Origin of the sequence: Colwellia psychrerythraea 34H (assembly GCF_000012325.1) — a bacterium.
Classification (GTDB): domain Bacteria; phylum Pseudomonadota; class Gammaproteobacteria; order Enterobacterales; family Alteromonadaceae; genus Colwellia; species Colwellia psychrerythraea_A.
This window is the reverse complement of the sequence record NC_003910.7, coordinates 628,526-648,301: the sequence shown is the minus strand read 5'-3', so window position 1 is coordinate 648,301 and position 19,776 is coordinate 628,526. Positions and strand designations below refer to the sequence as shown.

Sequence of the window (19,776 nt, the reverse complement as noted above, 5' to 3'; positions counted from 1 at the left end):
TTAACACTGGGTTTGCGCTGTTAACGCCAAGATATTTTGTTGTGCATCAATGAGCTGTTTGCTTACTACTTTTTTGTGCTTAATTGCCTCATCCAGCGTAATAAAATTCATCGCATTATTTTGCTCTGCCACCATAATATTGGATTCACCGTCTATAAGTGCTTGCACAGCAGCTACGCCCATTTTTGTCGCGAGTATTCTATCTTTAGCAATGGGTGAGCCACCTCGCTGTATATGGCCTAATATACAGGGCGTGCACTCAATATCAGCTTGTAGGTGCAATTGTCTCGCTAATTCTACAGCGCCACCTGGCCACAGGTTTTCTGCGATAACAATAATATAACTTGAATGACGATTTTTCTTTGCTGTGGTAATTTCTGTCGCAAGTTGCTGTAATTTTGACGACTGCTCATTCGCGTTAAAATTTTCAAAAGATAATACCTGCTCTGCCGCACAAGCAATACCAACATTGAACGTTATATGGCCACAATGTCGCCCCATCAACTCAACAATAAATATCCGTTCAAAAGCATCTGCGGTATCACGAATTTTGTCAATTGCTTCTATGCCAGTGTTTACTGCTGTGGCAAAGCCAATAGTGTAATCAGTCCCATCAAGATCATTATCTATCGTTCCCGGAATTCCAATCATCTGACCTGACCAATACGCTTGAAGCGCCAGCAATCCAGAAAAAGATCCATCACCACCTATAACAACAAGTGCATCGATATTTTTATCATTTAAGGTATCCGCGGCTAACTGTAAGCCTTTTGCTTCATGCATTAACTGACAACGAGCACTCTTCAATATCGTACCACCGAGGTGAATAATGCTATTTACTTTTAACAAGGTTAACGGTTCAGCCATGGCGATATGCTCTTCACATACCAAGCCGTTATAACCATGATAAAAACCAATGACTTCAATATGATAATGATGAGCTGCTAATACAACTGAACGTATCGCTGCATTCATCCCTGGAGCATCACCGCCACTGGTTAATAGTGCAATGCGCTTAATTGACGTTGTTTTTTTATTATTCATATTTTCACTCTATTACCCGATAGAAATCACACTGGGGTATATACCCGTTACTATTCAAAGTACAAGGTTTCAGTGAGAATTAATACCCATCGCATTAATTTATTGGTCAGCTTAGAGCTACATTAGCGAGCTTAAAACAAGTAAAATAATTTAACCATAGTTAGTCTATATTTCATTTATTTTGTGATGTTATCAGTTTGCTAATGAGCTCCCAAAGGGCGAGTCTAAAAGGCTTACATCCGGCGTTATTGATTTTGACAAGGACGCTACAGGGATGAAGCTTCTTAGAGAATGCAGGAGCATATTCTCCTGAATAACCATTCTCTTCAATCAATGCCTTGCCTCTAAACCTTTTAATTCTCGCTAAGTGATTAATCAATTATTACGATTGGTATAATATGACTTTGGTTAAGGAAAACGATTTGAATAGTGGCGTTTGGGATATTGTGAGAGTAACAATGAAGGTAGTAATTAAGGTGACATAGCTAACAACAACGAGGATTGTTAGCTATGACGAATGAGGTAAATTGAAATGGGACTTGTTGGGCAAACTATTCAGATAGAGTTAAACCCATATTAAGCGAAATTACATAGTTATTAGCTGTAACTGACCCTTACAGGAATAGTTAATACCTTTTTACCTTTATGTTTAAGCCAAAAGTAAATCAAAACAAAGGTTAATAAAGCGAGAGCAATAGTAATACTAGAACTTAATGGTGATGCCAAGAAATTACCAATTTGATAACATAACGTTGATACCAAATAAGCAAAAACAAAGCTCCATATCCCAGCAAATCCAGCCCAACGACTACCTACTTCATTTTTAATTGCTCCCATAGCAGCAACGCAAGGGGTATAAAGTAAGATAAATAATAAATAGCTAAAAGCGCCTAACTGGCTAACAAAAGCTAACTGCATTCGTTGGTAAGTAGTTAATTCAACACCTTGCTCTTGTGCAGCAATATTCAAATCACTGATATCACCGACACTAATACCCAAAGGGTCATCAGGAGAAATACCAAATAAATTTTCTTTAATGCTATCAGTCGCGTCCTGCCAACTTTGCACCAATGATGGTGCGCCCTCACCCTCTGAGGCATGTGGTGAATATAAATTATTAAACGTGGCAACCAATACTTCTTTGGCAAATATTCCGGTAATTATTCCTACGCCGGCTTGCCAATTGTCTTCTTGAACACCCATAGGTGCCAATAGCGGCATAACCACTTTTGCCCCTTGGCTCAATACCGAGTTCTCACTGTCTTGACTGCCAAACTTACCGTCAATGCCAATAGAGTTAAAAAAGTTAAGTAAACACACCACGATCACAATGGTTTTACCTGCACCTGTGACAAAACTACTGGTACGCTGCCATACTCGCTTACTAAGAGCACCAATTCTCGGCATCTCATACTGCGGTAATTCCATAATGTTTAATGAAGTCGTGCCTGATAAAACGGTTTTCTTTAATAAGAATCCGGTAAATATAGCAGCGGCAATACCGACTAAATACAATAAAAACACTAAGTTTTGACCGTTATCAGGGAAAAATGCGGCGGCAAATAGTGCATAAACAGGTAACCTTGCCCCACATGACATAAAGGGTGACATCATTACTGTGGTAATACGTTCTCGTTCACTATCAAGTATTCTTGCTGACATTACCGCAGGTACCGTACAGCCAAAGCCAACAATCAAAGGAACAAAAGCTTTACCGGGCAAGCCAATTTTTTGCATCAAACTGTCTACAACAAAAGCAGCGCGAGCTAAGTAGCCTGAACTCTCAAGCAGTGATAAGCCAATAAATAAACAGGCTATAATAGGAATAAAAGTCGCGACCGTTTGCATACCACTGCCCAAGCCTTCCACAATAGTAAGTATCCACTGTGGTAAATCTAAAGGTGCAAGGAAGTGCAGAGGATATTCAACGAATAAGGTACCACTAATAATATCGAAAAAATCGATAAAGGCACTACCGACATTAATGGCAAACATAAAGAGCAAGTACATCACACCAAGAAAAACGGGTATGCCCGTTATAGGGTGTAAGACTAGGCTATCAATTTTTTCTGAAAAGGGCTTGTTGCTAGATGTTGGATTAGCAAAAGCAGCGTTTGTTGCTTCAACACTGCTTACACGCGCCAGCATATCCGTAATGTAGTCATAACGAGCGTGCATTACTTTGACGTTTGGCTCTGGCTTATCTTTTGACTCGGTGTGAGCATTATCAATAATTTTTTGGTGAACGGCAGATAGGTCACCGTTTAATTGACCAAGTGCTTGTTGCACCTTTTTTAGGGCATCATCACGTTGTGCGCTAATCGCAACAATAGGACAACCTAATTCGGCTGCTAATTGCGAAATATCAATGTCTAAATGTTTTTGTCGATCGATTTTATTAAGCACCACGATCATTGGTACTCCAAGCTCTAATAACTGGCTAGTTAAATAAAGTTGACGACTAAGCTGATTAATATCAACAACATTGACTAAAAAATCAATATCATTTCCTTGCAAAAATGATTGAGAAATAGTGAGATCTTTACCCTGTTCGGCATGACGTTCTAATGAACTTAAACCAGGAAGATCAGATAAATAGGCAGCGTTATTATTTAGGGTAATGCTTGTTTTTTTAGCTGCAACTGTCACACCTGACCAATTGCCTACATTTTGTTTACTCTGCTTTTTATTACTTTCGCTATCAGATAATAACAGGTTAAATAAAGTGCTTTTGCCCGAGTTGGCAAAACCAACCAGTGCGAAATGTTTTGATTGTTTCACGGAAAGATTCTTTTTGGTTGCTTGTTATGAATGAATAGCTCATTCATTGATTAAAAATTAACGCCAATTTGCTTTGCGATATCTCGCTGAATGCTAATTTTAGTATTGTGTAAGCGAAAAGCCATTGGGCCATTAAAAGGAGCCTTATGCGCTAATGATACATGTGACCTAAGCGTGAAGCCCTGTTCAATCAATTGAGCAGCGATAGCTTCATCTTTCGGTAGCGCGCTAATTTTGGCTGGTTTATTAAGGGGAAGTTCAGCTAGAGTCATAATATAAATCCAAAAAACAAATTCATCTTACTCAAAAGGGTAACCTAAGAGCTAATGATAATTACTATTATTTAGATAATAGCATTTAGTCTGTCAATACAACAGTAAAAGCTGCTCTTCTGGCTTGATTTTGATCAAGTTAGCGTTGATAAAAAACCTAAGTGACACTAAAGGTAAATAATAGTGAACACACTCGCCCAACCATCAATGGTTAATTTGAGAGTTAAGTCAACGCAAACTCACTAGCAGCTATTTAACCGTTAGTGCTTTATCAAATTACTGAAGCTAACCTCTTTAACTAAATGTTTTTTAGCGCCATAAGCAATACGGTGTGTGCCATGACAACGAGCACATGCTAATACGGCTAACGTACCAAGATCGCGTCCTTGTTGTTTAGCGGTACCTGATTCTATGGATGTCTTTAAACTACTGAGTGTTTTTTTCATCATTTCACTTGGGTAAGGCTTACGATCTTTTTTATGACAATCTACGCAGGTTTCTCCCAACGTTGCCATTTCATCATTAAGGTCTGCTAAAGATGATAGCGCTAAAGACTTATTACCATCCTGTGCTGAAATTTTTATCTGGTTCACTTGCCTTGTTAACATATCCATATGTTCAACAAAACTGAGCTCAGGGGTTATTTGAATGTTTGAGAAGTCTGGCGTTCTATAGGTCAGAGCCGTAATGGCTTGATAATCGTCATGACAAGAGTCACAACTTTTTTGCAACGTTTTATGCTGAACTAATACCGAAGTAAAATCCTGTTGCTCACTAGCGAACTTCAATTCTTCCATCGTGTTTATCGATAATTTTTTTTGCCAAGCGGGTACCATGTCGGCAATTTTAAGGTAGTGTTCAGTCAGCTGCTCTGTCCACACTTGCAAATGTTCAGCATCTTGCTGTTGCGCATAAAATTCTACCGCCTGCATTTCACGGCGAAGTTTAAACATATTATGTAGCCAAACTTGACGCTTATTGTCAGGTTTGTACCACTTTGCCAATTCAATAGGCGGAGTTTTAATTAACTTAGCTTTATCTTGATGTTTATAAACGAGCCCTGCTGCAATCAGCAAGATAATAGCTTGTAAAATAATAAAATAACGCCAACGCATAATTAAGTACTCTGTTCAATTTATTGGCTCAGTGTAAACAAATTGAGAATTATGGTTATTGATCTATACCCATGTTATCTCTAAATGCAGGATTCAGCAGGAATTAAAAGCGCCTTGAGGCGCTTTTTTTATGGTAGATTATTCACTTATGTAATTATCCGCTAAAATGAAAAACGTACACCAACAGCACCATCAACGCTAAACTTAAAGCCATCATCAAAATTTGCTACTGGCTGCACCTGTCCATATAAGTCCCAACCCTTAGCAAAGTACCAAGAAATACCTACGGGAGCACGAACACCAAAGCCATCATCCCACTCAGTCCAACCACCACCTGCAAAATACCAAGACAATGGCGTTTTATTATCAAATTGACCTGTTTTAATTAAGTAATCGACCGCAAAGCCTCTATCACCCAGTACGATATTATAACGATCTATTTGCGCGACAAGGCTTAAATCCATATCGAGCGCGACACCCAACTTCATGTCGGCTTGAGCAAAGCTAGACAAAGACGAAAGCAGCATAAAAATACTCACCAACAATAGTTTTCTCACATTTTTTCCTTAAACTTATAAGCGTATTTACAACGCGGTTGGCGCTATTCTAATGTCTTTCGATACCAAAGCAAGCGAACTCTCAAAGCACTAATTAAGCTGGTGACCATAGCAGGCTTACTGCGAAGTATTTCTTATAAATAATCAAGGTATTACCAGCCTAATTTCCCTAAAAAAAGTAACCTTAATATTTAAAGCTAAGTTACTAAAGTGTAACGGCTACTTGTTAACACCAATCACAGTCTTTACTATGAGCTACAAATTCGAACCATTAACTGCAAACTTAGGTTGTCCATGTTTACACAAATAACAAAGAAAAATACCAGAAAGATATTCGCCCTTGTCGGCATAGCCACTGCGACTTTAGGTATTGCAAACACAGCTACTGCCACCATAGTTGCAATTAAAACATCATTAAGCCCTGACAGTATTGAAATCAACTTATTTGATAAAACAACACCTGAAACAGTAAAGAACTTTCTTAACTATATTGATAATGGGCATTACACCAACTCGGTTGTTCATAGAGTTTCTCCTGGTTTTGTTGTGCAAGCGGGCGGTTTTGAATTTAGCGGTACTTGGCCATTAACACCTCTAGAGCCTAACGCTCCCGTAGTAAACGAACCGGTTTATTCTAATGTCAAAGGCACCATTGCCATGGCTAAAAAAGGCAATGATGTTAATAGTGCTACGAACCAATGGTTTTTTAATTTAAAAGATAACAATGACACCTCGGACGCTAATAACTTAGACCGACAAAACGGTGGTTTCACCGTTTTTGGTCAAGTTATTAAAGGCTTTGATATCATAGAAAAAATATCCCTGATTCAAAATCTTTGTACGAATGGCGCTTTACAGGGCATTCCTATGATAATTGAAAGTAATAAAACATGTACTGATATGGTCGTGCCAGGTCCGGAAAACTTTGTTGTGATTGAACAAGTAACAATCATCGATAGTTCAGGAGTTACTGATGACGGTTTGAATCCTCTACTATCAAAATACCCTGATAGTGATGGTGATGGCGTAAAGGATATCGATGATGCTTTCCCAAGTGATCCAAATAAAAGTGTGCCTGACGTGGAAGACAGTGGCGGCTCAATGACTTGGTTTACCATTGCAATGTTAGGATTATTAGCAACCAGAAAACGTTTTATCGAAAGTTAAACCCTTGTTCTCTAGTAAACTACTATCTATTAGCTATCAGTTGATTTAGTAAAACAGAAGAGAGTCAATAAAAAAGCAGCGTATCATCTAGTGATGTCGCTGCTTTTTTGTTTGACTCTTAGTATTCTAGACTTGAATATTACTAACTTCTGGAGCTCTAACCTCTAGTGAACTCAGGGTAAGCTTCCATACCACAGTCAGAGATATCAACACCTTCGTATTCTTCTTCAGCACTTACACGAATACCAATAACTTTTTTCAGAGCAAACCACACAATGAAACTAGTAACAAATACCCAAACAAAGATAGTTGCTGCACCAATAAGCTGACCACTGAAGCTAGACGACGAGTTAGTGATTGGAACAATCATTAAACCAAAGAAACCAACAACACCGTGAACTGAGATAGCACCTACTGGGTCATCAATCTTCACTTTATCTAAAGCTAAAATTGACATCACCACAATAACGCCCGCAATTGCACCAAAGATTGTTGCTTGCAATGGTGAAGGTGTTGAAGGTTCAGCCGTAATAGCCACTAAGCCTGCTAATGCACCGTTTAATGTCATGGTTAAATCCGCTTTTTTAAACAATATTTTAGCAAAGATAAGCGCTGATATTGCACCCGCAGCAGCGGCAGCATTGGTATTTAAAAACACCATAGCTACTGAGTTAGCACTATTAATGTCAGCTAGTTTTAATACTGAGCCACCATTAAAACCAAACCAACCCATCCATAAAATAAAGGTACCTAATGTCGCCATGGGTAAGTTAGCACCAGGAATGGCGTTAACTTTACCGTCTTTACTGTATTTTCCTTTACGAGCACCAAGTAATAACACACCAGCTAATGCTGCAGAAGCACCTGCCATGTGAACAATACCTGAACCAGCAAAATCAGAGAAACCTAAGTCACCTAAGGTATATAAGCCAAAGACAGCATCACCGTTCCAAGTCCAGCTACCTTCCATAGGATAGATAAAGCCAGTTAATACAACGGTAAATGCTAAGAAAGCCCATAACTTCATACGCTCAGCAACAGCACCTGATACAATCGACATTGCCGTAGCAACAAACACTACTTGAAAGAAGAAATCAGAAGCGTTTGAGTAAACCGCGCCACCATCAAAACCAGCTTCAGCCGATTCAGCAAGTACAGCACCAACAAGTGCTTCTGCATCGCTAGCACCGTCAAGCGCAATACCATTTAAGAAAACACCACCGCCATACATAATATCGTAACCTACAACAAGGTACATAATACAAGCAATTGCATATAGCGCGACGTTTTTAGTCAAAATTTCGGTAGTGTTTTTAGCACGTACTAAGCCAGCTTCAAGCATTGAAAAACCAGCGGCCATCCACATTACTAAGGCACCACAAATAAGAAAATAAAAGGTGTCTAAGGCGTATTGTAATTGAAATATATTTTGTTCCATTATTATTCTCCTTTAAAGTGCTTCAGAATCTTGCTCGCCCGTACGGATACGGATAGCTTGTTCTAAGTTATAAACAAAAATCTTACCGTCACCAATTTTTCCGGTGTAAGCAGATTTAGTGATGGCTTCAACTAAACGTTCAACAAGTTCTTCATTCACCGCAATTTCTATTTTTACTTTTGGCAAGAAATCAACTTGGTATTCAGCGCCTCGGTATAGTTCGGTATGCCCTTTTTGACGACCAAAGCCTTTGACTTCACTTACCGTGATACCTTCGACGCCTACTTCAGAAATAGCCTCTCTAACATCATCTAATTTAAATGGCTTTATGATTGCGCTAATTATTTTCATGGTTAACCTCTAGTTATCGTTTTTATATCGCTAACAACTGATAATACAATTCATGTGCCAACATAAATTAATATTAAAAATCAATTGGTTATTTGATAATTGAGTTTTAAAAAGGTTCTATTCGCACCAAGAGCGTGCAGAAAACAACTCCACTGAGATCATCTGGTGCAATGTGTGTGGGGGAATTAAAATAATGTAGAAGAAAGCAGTATAAGGGGTCTTTAATTTTGTATTTTCAAACAAGGTAGTCAAGGAAAACACTAACGGAGAATAAATTAATCTACTGAGTATTATGTAAACTTAGTTTTTATACAGTTCAGTAAACGCTTGAACTGAAAAACCGTTAAGTAGCTGGTCACCTACCTTCAGCACAGGTACCCCCCTAAAGCCGGTGGCTGAAAACTCTTTCTGTCCTTTTGCCGTTTTAATATTACATAACCTAAAAGCAATACCTTGCTGTTCAAGGTAACGTTTTGCCGTTTGGCAATGAGGACACTTTTCCATGGTATATAAGACAACTCTTTTCATTTTTTTACCTTAGTTAGGTCGACCTAGCTATATTAAAAATTTGGGCTACTCTGTTAACGTGATAAGCCAGGGCATGATGTTTGCCATTTTATCCTAAGCAGCGCTTAACTGGGTAACACTTTCTTGAGTACAATTGTGCTTGTATCAAATCTTTAAGCCAGAAGAGTACCAACAATAGGAATCTACATTTAAGTTGAAGCTAACCTTGATTTAAATCAAGTTAGTAAACCTATTAAAATACATATATTAACAACTTGATTTAAATCAAACTATTCAATCTGATGCAGTGCAAAACTCCCCCCATCAGTTACTTAGAACAATAATAATAACAAAGTTAACGACCCCTCTTAAAAACATGAAATTAGGATATTATTATGAAAACAGTAGTAAATAAGTTTACCTTAACATTAATCAGTGCAGCAATTTTAGCAGCTCCTACCGCCTTTGCTGGTGAAACAGAACACGGCAACAGCATTACTGAAGCGTTAAGTGAGAGCACAGTTAAAGTTAATTTACGCGCTCGTTACGAAGGCGTAGATCAAGACGGTATAGACAAAAAGGCTGCAGCGTTAACGCTAAAAAGTCGTATCACAATTGACACAGGCAGTTACAGTAACTTCTCGCTTGGTTTAGAAGTTGATAAAGTAGATGCTCTAGTAGATGACTATAATAGTACTCAAAATGGTAACACTGAATATCCAGTAGTTGTTGATCCACAAAGTACTGACGTAAACCAAGCTTTTATCAAGTACGCAAACAATGGCTTTAGTGCCGTAGTTGGTCGCCAACGTGTTTTACACAACAATCAGCGTTTTGTTGGTGGTGTAGGCTGGCGTCAAAATGAACAAACATATGATGGAGTTCGCGCACAATATAAAGCGGATGCTTTCTTAGCTGACTATAGCTACATCCAGAACATCAATGATATTAAAGGCGGAAACGTTAAAGGTGATTTCCACTTAGTTAATGCGAAGTACAACATTAACAAAAGTCATAAATTAGCGGGTTTTGCTTACCTTCTAGACTATGATGCTGTCGCTAACTATAAAAACTCTAGCAGCACAGTAGGTGCTCTATATAATGGCAAGTTTGGTAAGTTTTTAGTAAATGCTAGCCTCGCGACTCAAAGCGACAATGGTGATAACCCAATGAGCTATTCAGCAATGTATATTAATGCTGAAGCAGGTTATAACTTTGGTCAAGTAACTGTTTTAGGTGGTTATGAATTATTGGGTAGTGATGATGGTAAAGTTGCATTTAACACGCCATTAGCAACTAAGCATAAATTCAACGGTTGGGCTGATAAATTCTTAGGTACTCCAAAAGAAGGTCTACAAGATATTTATTTAACTGCCAAAGGTAAAGTGTCAGGCGTTAAATGGGCAGCAACTTACCATGATTTCTCATCGGATGAAGGTAGCATTGATTTTGGTAACGAGTTAGATTTAGTTGCCACTTACCAAATTAACAAAAACTATGGTGTTTTAGTTAAAGCTGCTAACTATAGCGAAGGTGATTCAGGCATAGCTCCAACTGATACCAATAAACTTTGGGTTCAAATGACAGCTAAGTTCTAAGTAAAACTATAAGCTATACAATAAGAGCTAGCAACTTGCTAGCTTATACCCAAACCACCTGAAGATGCAGGTGGCTTGGGTATATCGTTTTTATCCCTTCATTTCATTGCTCCATTCCAATAAAAGCATTAGAATAGCCGCGAATTTTATTAGCTGCGAGGCGACTTTTTTGTTATTAATGATCGACAATTACGACTCATTTACTTTTAATTTAGTGCATTATTTTCAAGCGCTAGGTCAAGAGGTTGTTGTCTATAGAAATAATGAAATTAGCCTTAAAGAAATTGAGCAATTAACGCCTCAATATATTGTTATATCGCCTGGTCCTTGTGATCCTGATTCGGCTGGCATCTCCCTTGACGTGGTAAAAGAATTCGCCGGTAAAATACCTTTATTAGGTGTCTGTTTAGGCCATCAATGTATTGCACAGCATTTTGGTGCTAGTGTGGTAAAAGCAAAAAAAGTTATGCATGGTAAAACCTCCAAGATTTCACACAATCAACAAGGTTTATTCGCTGAATTAAATCATCCATTACAAGTAACACGTTATCATTCTCTGATAGTTGACAAACAATCATTACCAGCAGAACTCACCATGACGGCATGGAGCCAAAATGAACAAGGTGAGGTAGATGAAATTATGGCGCTAGAACATAAAACGCTTCCGATTAGCAGTGTACAATTCCATCCAGAATCAATACTTACGGAGCAAGGACAATGTTTATTAGCAAATTTTATCAAGCAATTTAAAAATTACCCGATAAGCTAATAACAAGAGCTTTTTAGAGTAAAGCCAGATAAAGTAGTACCCTTAAAGCGATAGATTTCACACATTCGATGCTCAATTTTATATTTTAGGTAAGCAATAAAACCTCTATGCAGATTTTTGAAAACAATCAAACTGTTGCCACAGTTTATCAACGTGCTATTAGCCTCTCTATCTGTAAAGATTTTGCGGAAAAGCAAAGTGGTAAAGTCTCTATGGTTGATCATCAAGGTAGCGAACAAGAAAACCGCCGCCGAGAATTGTTATCTGTTGAAGTGCAAGCTCAACAAGAGAAGATTATTGCCGAGCATGGCGAAGAACATTTTCGAAAACAAACGAAACAAAATTTCTTTAGTCGTCTGCGTACGCAAATTAATAGTGACTTTGATAATAAAGAACACCTCTATCATTATGTATTAGGCATTGAAGATGCCTGTCCTGCTATCCTTGATATTTTATCTGCTCGTGCGGCTTCAGTGAATCAAATCAAAGATCTTGCTGCTTCATTATCTTGGTTAACCATTGATTTAATTAGCTTAGTGAATAAACCACAATATAGAAAACGTGCTGATGTACAAGTTACTGATGCCAAACTAGCGTTAAGTTATATTGGTTTAGATAATTTAAAATTAGTGATGCCAACTTTTACGTTAAAACATTGGTTGCCAACTAGTACAGCTCCTTACGGTTTAATGAAACGTAAACTTTGGAATGATAGTTTATCCATTGCACTGGCTTCACGCGTATTAGCCAAAGAGCAAGGCCTTGATGAATTTACTGCTTTTACCACAGGTATGTTGTCAAACATTGGCAGACTTGCTGTCACTCGCTGCTATTTAACAAAGTTTAGTGAGATGCATAAAAAAGAAGTACGGGAAGCCTTTGAGAAAAAAGACAAACGTTTGCACAATGTTTTATCAAAAATTGAGACTAGTGAAGAGTTGCTCCTTGAGCAGCTAATTATGCGAAGTTCGCAACTTTCTGCTGATTTAATTGAGAAAATGCATTTTAAACGACTTGCTATCACCGAGCCCATCTTTGATTTAGCTTACGCTGATAATATTGAGAAAATGCACCCTATTGCACAACTTGTTGCCAAAGCTAAAGCCTATGTCGCTTTTAGAGCGCTAGCGAAAGAAGAATTAATTGATAGTGATGAAAGTAAAAAGTTACTCAGTACGGTTAATTTAACACCTGCCGAAATAACACTATTGAAAAAAAGCGATATTGATCACATCAAGCTTAACTTCAATTAAGCACTGTAAAACCGTCGTAAAAAACAAACTTCCTCTATTTTGTTGCTCATTTGCTACAAAATTTAGTTTTTTACGTGATTTTTTTATGATTAATTATTAAAAAATCACGCTGATGGCTTTCATCAAGCAAGCGCCTACTCCCTCCCTTATCTCCTTATTTCCACAAAACAATCCGAATCAATAAATATTCATCTTTTATGAATAAAGTTAGCTAAGCCTTTGTTTCTTCTGGGCTACAGGCTAGCACCGCAAGACAAGCAGACTATTTCCTGTCATACTATTGCTCTATTTTTTAACTCGCTGTTATTATTTTTTACAATAATTAGATATTCATTAAGCTTTATCTAGATTATGCAGTGATACCAAGTGAATTAATTAATTACTCAATTAGCGAGAGTTAAAAGGATTACAGGCAAGGCATTGATTGAAGAGAATGGTTATTCCCTTGTCAAAACCAATAACGATGTATGTAAACCTTTTAAACTAGCCCTTTGGGAAGTCATTAGCGAACTGATAACGTGCAAAATTAATCAAATATAGAATAACTATGTTTAAATAATTTTTGTTTGTTCTAAGCTCGCTAATGAAATTCTAATTTGATTAATAAATTAGCTCAATTGGTATAAGCTATTAAAAAAACTACCCACTTATAAATGAGGATTTTAAAAATGTCAGAACATTTTTCAGTTGAACGCGGCTTATTTGATGATGTAATGGTGCCAAACTATGCACCTTCAGCGGTTATTCCAGTTCGCGGTCAAGGCTCTAGAGTGTGGGATCAACAAGACAAAGAATATATAGATTTCGCCGGCGGTATTGCCGTTAGCGCTTTGGGTCACTGTCACCCAGCTTTAGTAGGTGCTTTAAAAGAGCAAGGCGAGAAAATCTGGCATTTATCTAATGTTCAAACAAATGAGCCAGCATTACGCTTAGCAAAAAAATTAGTTGATAGTACTTTTGCTGAAAAAGTTTATTTTTGTAATTCAGGCGCTGAGTCAAATGAAGCGGCACTTAAATTAGCTCGTCGTTGGGCATTAGACGTACATGGTGCAGATAAATCACAAATCATTGCTTTTAAGCAAGGTTTCCATGGCCGTACTTTCTTTACTGTAACGGTTGGTGGTCAAGCTGCTTATTCTGATGGCTTTGGTCCAAAACCAGGTGATATCGATCATGCAGAATATAATAACCTTGATAGTTTAAAAGCACTAATCTCTGATAAAACGTGTGCCGTAATGATTGAACCATTACAAGGTGAAGGCGGTATTGTTTCACCAACAGATGAATTCATTAAAGGTGTTCGCGCTTTATGTGATCAACACAATGCCTTGTTAATTTTTGATGAAGTACAAACAGGTGTTGGCCGTTTAGGTGAGTTATACGCCTATATGGATCTAGGTGTTACTCCTGATATTTTAACTTCGGCTAAAGGTTTAGGTGGTGGTTTCCCTATCGGCGCTATGCTTACTACTACAGAGATTGCTAAGCACCTTAAAATTGGTACTCATGGCAGTACTTACGGTGGTAACCCATTAGCTTGTGCTGTTTCTGAAGCAGTATTAGATACAGTAAATACAACAGAAGTTTTAGCTGGTATCAAAGCTAAAGCTAAACTTTACGTTGATGGCTTAAACGCAATTAATGCAAAATATAATGTTTTCTCTGAAATTCGTGGTAAAGGTTTATTAATCGGTGCGGTATTAACCGAAAAATACCAAGGCCAAGCTAAAACCTTTTTAAATGCGGCAATGGATGAAGGCGTTATGGTATTAGTTGCTGGCGCAAGTATTATTCGCTTTGCACCATCACTTGTAATTCCTGATGAAGATATTGCTCTTGGTTTAGCACGCTTTGAAAAAGCTATCGTTAGCTTAGTTTAACTTAACCGAAACTAGCCTAGTCAATGCTAATAGTTACCTGTTCTTGCCGCTAGGGTTTGAGCAGGTTACCACTTCTTTTCATCGAGAGCATTTATGATCATTGTACGTCCTATTAAAACAAGTGACTTGAAAGCCTTATACCAAATCGCGATAGATTCTGGCCACGGTTTTACGTCACTACCAGTAAATGAACAATTACTTCAACAACGCATTAGCCTTGCTGAAGAATCCTTTTCAAAAGAAGTGAGCCAAGCGGGAAAAGAAGGTTATCTTTTTGTTATGGAAGATACCGAAACAGGTGACGTTGTTGGTACCAGTGGTATTGAAGCTGCTGTTGGTTTAGATGATGCTTTTTATCATTATCATTTAGGTAAAGTTGTCCATAGCTCACGAGAACTGAATATTTACAATACCGTAGAAACCTTGTCACTATGTAATGATTACACCGGTGCGAGTGAAATTTGTACGTTATTTTTAAGTAATAGTCATCGTAAAAATAACAATGGTCGTTTTTTATCACGTTTCCGCTTTCTTTTTATCGCGGAACATAAAGAACGCTTTTCTGACACCATTATTGCAGAAATGCGTGGTGTTTCAGACAATGAAGGTCGCTCACCATTTTGGAATTGGCTTGAAGAACATTTTTTCTCAATGGACTTCCCTACTGCTGATTACTTAACTGGTATAGGTAAAAAAGAATTTATTGCTGAGTTAATGCCGAAGTATCCAATTTACGTCAATTTGCTAAGTAAAGAAGCACAAGACGTAATTGACAAGGTGCATCCGCAAACAGTACCAGCACTTCGCTTATTAGAAGCGGAAGGTTTTGCAAGACGTGGCTATGTTGATATTTTTGATGCGGGTCCTACGGTGGAATCGAATGTTAACAATATTAGATCGGTTAACCAAAGTAAGCGTTGCCAAGTGATCATTGATGAAGTGCAATCAACTGATAATTACATTATTTGTAATAGTAAAGTTGAAGACTTTAGAGCCACTCAAGCGCCACTTTCATTACGCGACACAGCTAACCAAGTTGTGATTAGTCAAGCCGTTGCCGATGCATTGATGGTCAGTGCTGGTGATTGGGTTCGTATAATATCTAATTAGTCCCTGCCACTTTGTCTTAGCACAACAACTTACAAATTTAGCGTGGCTAATACTAGTCACTCGTCAAATTACTAATGGTGATAGCAGAACGCCTCTATCACCACTATCAATGAGAAGGAAATACCATGTCTCACGCAAATCCAGTTCAATTTATTAATGGTCAATGGCAAGCAGGCTTAGGTCATGATGTTAGCTCATCTAACCCTGCTCGTAATGAAGTCATTTGGCAAGGTAAAACTGCCAGTAAAGATCAAGTAAACGATGCCGTTTTAAGTGCTCGTCAAGCATTTGAAAGCTGGGCAAATATCAGCTTAGAAGCACGTGTTGCCGTGGTAACAAAATTTGCTGAATTATTAGCTGAGAACAAAGATGCATTAGCAACAACTATTGCCTTAGAAACTGGTAAGCCAAAGTGGGAAACTACCGGTGAAGCTGGCGCGATGGTAGCTAAAGTCGCTATTTCACTGAAAGCTTACAACGAGCGTACTGGCACAGTTGAAAACCCTATGCCTGGCGCTAAAGCCTTTATCCGTCATAAGCCTCATGGTGTAGTTGCTATTTTTGGTCCTTATAACTTCCCTGGTCACTTGCCAAATGGCCACATAGTACCAGCATTAATTGCTGGTAATACTATCGTATTTAAGCCAAGTGAATTAACGCCTCGCGTTGCACAAGAAATGTTAAAACTTTGGGAACAGGCTGGTTTACCTAACGGTGTTATCAACCTAGTTCAAGGTGAAGTAGAAACAGGTAAAGCCCTTGCTAGCCATAAACTTATTGATGGTTTATTTTTCACAGGTAGCTCTAATACTGGTCATATATTACATGAACAATTTGCCGGTCAACCGGGTAAGATACTTGCGCTAGAAATGGGTGGTAATAACCCGCTTGTTGTTAAAGATGTTAGCGACATTGATGCGGTTGTACATGACATTGTTCAATCTGCATTCGTTACTACTGGCCAACGTTGTACTTGTGCGCGTCGTTTATTCATTGAAGCCAATGAACAAGGTGATGCTATTTTAGCCCGTCTTATCGAAGTAACCAAAAACTTAACTATTGGTTACTACGATGACGAAGCGCAACCATTCATGGGCTCTATGATTTCAGAAAAAGCGGCTTTAAGCTTAGTAGATGCACAAGCTAAATTACTCGCTTTAGGCGCAAAGTCTGTTTTAGATCTTAAACATCTAGAAGTAGGTACTGGTTTTGTTTCTCCTGGTATTATCGATGTTAGTGACATTATTGCCGACATACCTGATGAAGAATATTTCGGTCCACTAGTTAAGTTATACCGTTACAACGATTTCGATAAAGCGATTGATGAAGCTAATAATACTGGTTTTGGTCTTTCTGCCGGTTTGTTATCTGATAGTGAAGCGTCATACAATCACTTCTTTACTCGCATTCGTGCTGGTATCGTTAACTGGAACAAACCAATTACAGGTGCAAGCAGCGCTGCACCGTTTGGTGGTATTGGTGCTAGTGGTAATCACAGAGCCAGCGCATTTTATGCCGCTGATTATTGTGCCTACCCTATTGCTTCAGTAGAAGCTGAGAAAGTAAGTTTACCTGAAACGTTAACACCTGGTATGAAATTCTAAATGCAAAACAACAATACTCTTACCGCAGCAAACCTTACCGATATTACCAGTGATAACTTTACCCAAGCTTATCGCCACTTTGTTGAGCAAGGTGACTTTATCGCGTTAACACGTCAATTTGAGCAAGGCTTTGTCCAAACTGGCGCAGATAACCAATTAAGTTTTAAGGTCAAGCAAGCAAAAGTTAGCTTACTCGACACCGGTGTACTGTTAATTGAACCGGAAAATGTTGAGCCTGAACTGATTAAAGAAAAGTCGGCAACACCAAGTAAGAGTATTGTTATTTCATCGGGCATTCATGGAAATGAAACTGCCCCGATTGAAATAGTACAACAGTTGATTAGTGACATTATTGCCCAAAAAATTCAAGTAAAGCACCGTACCCTATTAATTATGGGTAACCCTGTTTCAATGAATATCGCAAAACGTTTTCAAACAGAAAATTTAAATCGCTTATTTTGTGGCAAGTACCAAGATATCGATCCTTGTTTTGAAAAGTATCGTGCAGAAAAATTAGAAGGTTACGTTAGTGATTTCTTTAACGCTGGCACTGCTACAAACGCGACTGATAATACCAGCGGCAATACCCGCGAAAGCCAAGTAACTAATTCATCCAAAATGACTAACTATCACTACGATTTGCATACCGCTATTCGAAACTCTAAATATGAAAAGTTTGCAATTTACCCATACCAAGCAGGTAAACCATGGGATAAAGAGCAGTTAAGCTTCATGGCTAGCTGTGGTGTTAACACTATTTTATTCGGTCATGGCCCCAGTGGTACATTCTCCTATTTCAGTAGTGCCAACTTTTCCGCACATGCTTTTACTATTGAGCTGGGTAAAGTAAGACCCTTTGGCGAAAACAATATGGCAAACTTTCAAGCCATGACAAACAACCTAAGCGCTCTTATTAGCGATGAAGCAATACCGCTAAAAAGTTTTGATAACAACGATTTCAATTTATTTGAAGCGCTAGGTGATATCACTAAAGTGAGTGATAAATTTGAACTTTATGTTGCCGATGAAGCGAGTAATTTTACTGATTACCCAGTAGGTACACTTTTGTCTACTGATATGAATCAAGAATACCGTACTACCCTTCTAGGTGAGAGCATTGTATTCCCTAATGCCAATGTAGGTAATGGTCAGCGTGCAGTATTAATGGTTGTCCCTACCACACTGCAGTAAACTAGTAGCCTTATCTTTTAAAGCCCTTTCTCATCAATCTTTTTATAGAAGCTTTTGTACAAAAGCGTCTATAAAAAATAAAGGGCTATTGATTCACACTCATTAAAAACACTAAACTTCCTGCTATACTCAAACAAAAGTACTACTAATTTACACAGGTAAGCCAAAATATTATGGTTACAGACACTGACGGTTACATTCAAATAATTGAATACCTTACCGAACATCTCAGTTTATTTGAAAACTCAACAGCACCAGCACAAGCTAGTGAAACCGTAATGTCAGCTATTGAAGTAGAACTGTGTGACCAAATCATTAGTGTCTGTAGTCAAAACCAAGACCTGACCTTTAATCAACGCAATGCCATTATTCGAGAAGTAGATGCTATCGTTTACGATCTTGAAGAAATCCTATCAGGTGTTATCAATAATCCAGTTAATGCTGCACAACAAGCCTTCATAAAAGAATTTGCAGGTTTAATCAAAAACCTCTTTGATACCGTTATTCATAAAGAATAGCTTCTTATTAAAGCAAGCTAGTATCTCTTATACCCATTCCGCTTGACGCCGTTTCAAACTCCAGCTGAACCCAGCATATTCAAGTAGAATAGGTATAATTAGCATTGTCATTACAGCGCTAACTTCAATAAGAAACTCTATTACACATAACGACTGGTGATGGGGCTTCAACTTCGATAGAATCCCTATATATTAATTGTAAATCGAGTCGATTATGGAAGCACAAGTAAAGTGGTTAGGCGAAGAGTTATTCATGGGCACCTCAGAAAGTGGCCACACCATGGTTTTAGATGCAAATGGTGGTAACTTAGCCCCTAGCCCTATGGAAGCCGTACTCATCTCTCTGGGTGGATGTTCTTCGGTAGATGTAGTTAGCATATTGCAAAAGGCGAGACAGAGCATAATCGGCTGTCATGTCGATATCTCTGGTACTCGTGTCGATAGCGTACCCGCATTGTTTGAAAAAATTCATCTGCATTTTGTAATTACTGGAGCTGATGTTGCAGCTAAGCACGTTGAGCGCGCAGTGAACTTATCAGCAGACAAATATTGTTCTGTCGCCTTAATGTTAAACGCTAAAGTTGACATTACTCACGACTTTGAAATTGTTGCTTCGTAACC

Annotated in this window: 18 protein-coding genes; 10 read left to right on the top strand and 8 right to left on the bottom strand. The window is 38.2% G+C overall.

Annotated features, from left to right (window positions below; all coding sequences use genetic code 11):
- The 5 genes from CPS_RS02895 to CPS_RS02875 form a co-directional block, all read right to left on the bottom strand.
- Nucleotides 1–1,044 carry a 6-phosphofructokinase gene (locus tag CPS_RS02895; RefSeq protein ID WP_011041499.1) on the bottom strand — a complete coding sequence of 348 codons (1,044 nt, stop codon included), beginning with the start codon at nt 1,042–1,044 and terminating at the stop codon, nt 1–3.
- Nucleotides 1,045–1,641: 597 nt separating this feature from the next.
- Nucleotides 1,642–3,825: a ferrous iron transport protein B gene (feoB, locus tag CPS_RS02890; protein ID WP_011041498.1), complete on the bottom strand. Its 2,184-nt coding sequence runs from the start codon at nt 3,823–3,825 to the stop codon at nt 1,642–1,644.
- A 50-nt stretch (nt 3,826–3,875) separates the two neighbouring features.
- Nucleotides 3,876–4,097, bottom strand: coding sequence for a FeoA family protein (locus CPS_RS02885; protein WP_011041497.1), 222 nt, complete (start codon nt 4,095–4,097; stop codon nt 3,876–3,878).
- A 260-nt stretch (nt 4,098–4,357) separates the two neighbouring features.
- Complete coding sequence (locus CPS_RS02880) at nt 4,358–5,212, bottom strand: multiheme c-type cytochrome (protein ID WP_011041495.1); 855 nt, start codon at nt 5,210–5,212, stop codon at nt 4,358–4,360.
- Nucleotides 5,213–5,373: 161 nt separating this feature from the next.
- Nucleotides 5,374–5,769 (bottom strand): hypothetical protein, encoded by a 396-nt coding sequence (locus CPS_RS02875; protein WP_011041494.1) that lies wholly within the window; start codon nt 5,767–5,769, stop codon nt 5,374–5,376.
- 294 nt (nt 5,770–6,063) lie between these two features.
- Between CPS_RS02875 and CPS_RS02870 the strand changes: the two genes are divergently transcribed.
- Nucleotides 6,064–6,936 (top strand): peptidylprolyl isomerase, encoded by an 873-nt coding sequence (locus CPS_RS02870; RefSeq protein ID WP_011041493.1) that lies wholly within the window; start codon nt 6,064–6,066, stop codon nt 6,934–6,936.
- 157 nt (nt 6,937–7,093) lie between these two features.
- On the opposite strand, the gene CPS_RS02865 is transcribed toward CPS_RS02870, so the two are convergent.
- From CPS_RS02865 to CPS_RS02855, 3 genes are all read right to left on the bottom strand, one after another.
- Entirely contained in the window at nt 7,094–8,374 is a 1,281-nt protein-coding gene (locus CPS_RS02865) for an ammonium transporter (protein ID WP_011041492.1), read from the bottom strand.
- 12 nt (nt 8,375–8,386) lie between these two features.
- Complete coding sequence (glnK, locus tag CPS_RS02860; protein WP_011041491.1) at nt 8,387–8,725, bottom strand: P-II family nitrogen regulator; 339 nt, start codon at nt 8,723–8,725, stop codon at nt 8,387–8,389.
- Between the two features lie 300 nt (nt 8,726–9,025).
- Nucleotides 9,026–9,253, bottom strand: coding sequence for a glutaredoxin family protein (locus CPS_RS02855; protein WP_011041490.1), 228 nt, complete (start codon nt 9,251–9,253; stop codon nt 9,026–9,028).
- 374 nt (nt 9,254–9,627) lie between these two features.
- Between CPS_RS02855 and CPS_RS02850 the strand changes: the two genes are divergently transcribed.
- The 9 genes from CPS_RS02850 (at nt 9,628) to CPS_RS02810 (ending at nt 19,774) form a co-directional block, all read left to right on the top strand.
- The gene (locus CPS_RS02850) at nt 9,628–10,830 is read left to right on the top strand and encodes an alginate export family protein (RefSeq protein WP_011041489.1); all 1,203 of its coding nucleotides are present in this window, start codon (nt 9,628–9,630) and stop codon (nt 10,828–10,830) included.
- 169 nt (nt 10,831–10,999) lie between these two features.
- The gene (locus CPS_RS02845) at nt 11,000–11,599 is read left to right on the top strand and encodes an anthranilate synthase component II (RefSeq protein ID WP_011041488.1); all 600 of its coding nucleotides are present in this window, start codon (nt 11,000–11,002) and stop codon (nt 11,597–11,599) included.
- A 107-nt stretch (nt 11,600–11,706) separates the two neighbouring features.
- The gene (locus CPS_RS02840; RefSeq protein ID WP_041736601.1) at nt 11,707–12,852 is read left to right on the top strand and encodes an HDOD domain-containing protein; all 1,146 of its coding nucleotides are present in this window, start codon (nt 11,707–11,709) and stop codon (nt 12,850–12,852) included.
- A 668-nt stretch (nt 12,853–13,520) separates the two neighbouring features.
- Nucleotides 13,521–14,732 carry an aspartate aminotransferase family protein gene (locus tag CPS_RS02835; RefSeq protein ID WP_011041486.1) on the top strand — a complete coding sequence of 404 codons (1,212 nt, stop codon included), beginning with the start codon at nt 13,521–13,523 and terminating at the stop codon, nt 14,730–14,732.
- A gap of 93 nt (nt 14,733–14,825) precedes the next feature.
- Nucleotides 14,826–15,842, top strand: a complete 1,017-nt coding sequence (gene astA, locus CPS_RS02830) for an arginine N-succinyltransferase (protein WP_011041485.1) — start codon at nt 14,826–14,828, stop codon at nt 15,840–15,842.
- A gap of 125 nt (nt 15,843–15,967) precedes the next feature.
- Nucleotides 15,968–17,446, top strand: a complete 1,479-nt coding sequence (astD, locus tag CPS_RS02825; protein ID WP_011041484.1) for a succinylglutamate-semialdehyde dehydrogenase — start codon at nt 15,968–15,970, stop codon at nt 17,444–17,446.
- Complete coding sequence (gene astE / locus CPS_RS02820; protein ID WP_011041483.1) at nt 17,447–18,637, top strand: succinylglutamate desuccinylase; 1,191 nt, start codon at nt 17,447–17,449, stop codon at nt 18,635–18,637.
- A 173-nt stretch (nt 18,638–18,810) separates the two neighbouring features.
- A complete protein-coding gene (locus tag CPS_RS02815) occupies nt 18,811–19,155 on the top strand; it encodes a DUF3802 family protein (RefSeq protein WP_011041482.1) in 345 nt (114 codons plus the stop codon).
- A 214-nt stretch (nt 19,156–19,369) separates the two neighbouring features.
- Entirely contained in the window at nt 19,370–19,774 is a 405-nt protein-coding gene (locus CPS_RS02810) for an OsmC family protein (RefSeq protein ID WP_011041481.1), read from the top strand.
- Nucleotides 19,775–19,776 lie beyond the last annotated feature (2 nt).

Excerpts from the sequence above, each read along its gene's own strand:
- CPS_RS02835 (WP_011041486.1), top strand. The coding sequence starts at position 13,521 with ATGTCAGAACATTTTTCAGTTGAACGCGGCTTATTTGATGATGTAATG.
- CPS_RS02815 (WP_011041482.1), top strand. The coding sequence starts at position 18,811 with ATGGTTACAGACACTGACGGTTACATTCAAATAATTGAATACCTTACC.
- CPS_RS02880 (WP_011041495.1), bottom strand. The coding sequence starts at position 5,212 with ATGCGTTGGCGTTATTTTATTATTTTACAAGCTATTATCTTGCTGATT.
- CPS_RS02840 (WP_041736601.1), top strand. The coding sequence starts at position 11,707 with ATGCAGATTTTTGAAAACAATCAAACTGTTGCCACAGTTTATCAACGT.
- CPS_RS02810 (WP_011041481.1), top strand. The coding sequence starts at position 19,370 with ATGGAAGCACAAGTAAAGTGGTTAGGCGAAGAGTTATTCATGGGCACC.
- astE (WP_011041483.1), top strand. The coding sequence starts at position 17,447 with ATGCAAAACAACAATACTCTTACCGCAGCAAACCTTACCGATATTACC.
- glnK (WP_011041491.1), bottom strand. The coding sequence starts at position 8,725 with ATGAAAATAATTAGCGCAATCATAAAGCCATTTAAATTAGATGATGTT.
- CPS_RS02850 (WP_011041489.1), top strand. The coding sequence starts at position 9,628 with ATGAAAACAGTAGTAAATAAGTTTACCTTAACATTAATCAGTGCAGCA.
- CPS_RS02895 (WP_011041499.1), bottom strand. The coding sequence starts at position 1,044 with ATGAATAATAAAAAAACAACGTCAATTAAGCGCATTGCACTATTAACC.
- astD (WP_011041484.1), top strand. The coding sequence starts at position 15,968 with ATGTCTCACGCAAATCCAGTTCAATTTATTAATGGTCAATGGCAAGCA.
- CPS_RS02855 (WP_011041490.1), bottom strand. The coding sequence starts at position 9,253 with ATGAAAAGAGTTGTCTTATATACCATGGAAAAGTGTCCTCATTGCCAA.
- astA (WP_011041485.1), top strand. The coding sequence starts at position 14,826 with ATGATCATTGTACGTCCTATTAAAACAAGTGACTTGAAAGCCTTATAC.
- CPS_RS02885 (WP_011041497.1), bottom strand. The coding sequence starts at position 4,097 with ATGACTCTAGCTGAACTTCCCCTTAATAAACCAGCCAAAATTAGCGCG.
- CPS_RS02865 (WP_011041492.1), bottom strand. The coding sequence starts at position 8,374 with ATGGAACAAAATATATTTCAATTACAATACGCCTTAGACACCTTTTAT.
- CPS_RS02870 (WP_011041493.1), top strand. The coding sequence starts at position 6,064 with ATGTTTACACAAATAACAAAGAAAAATACCAGAAAGATATTCGCCCTT.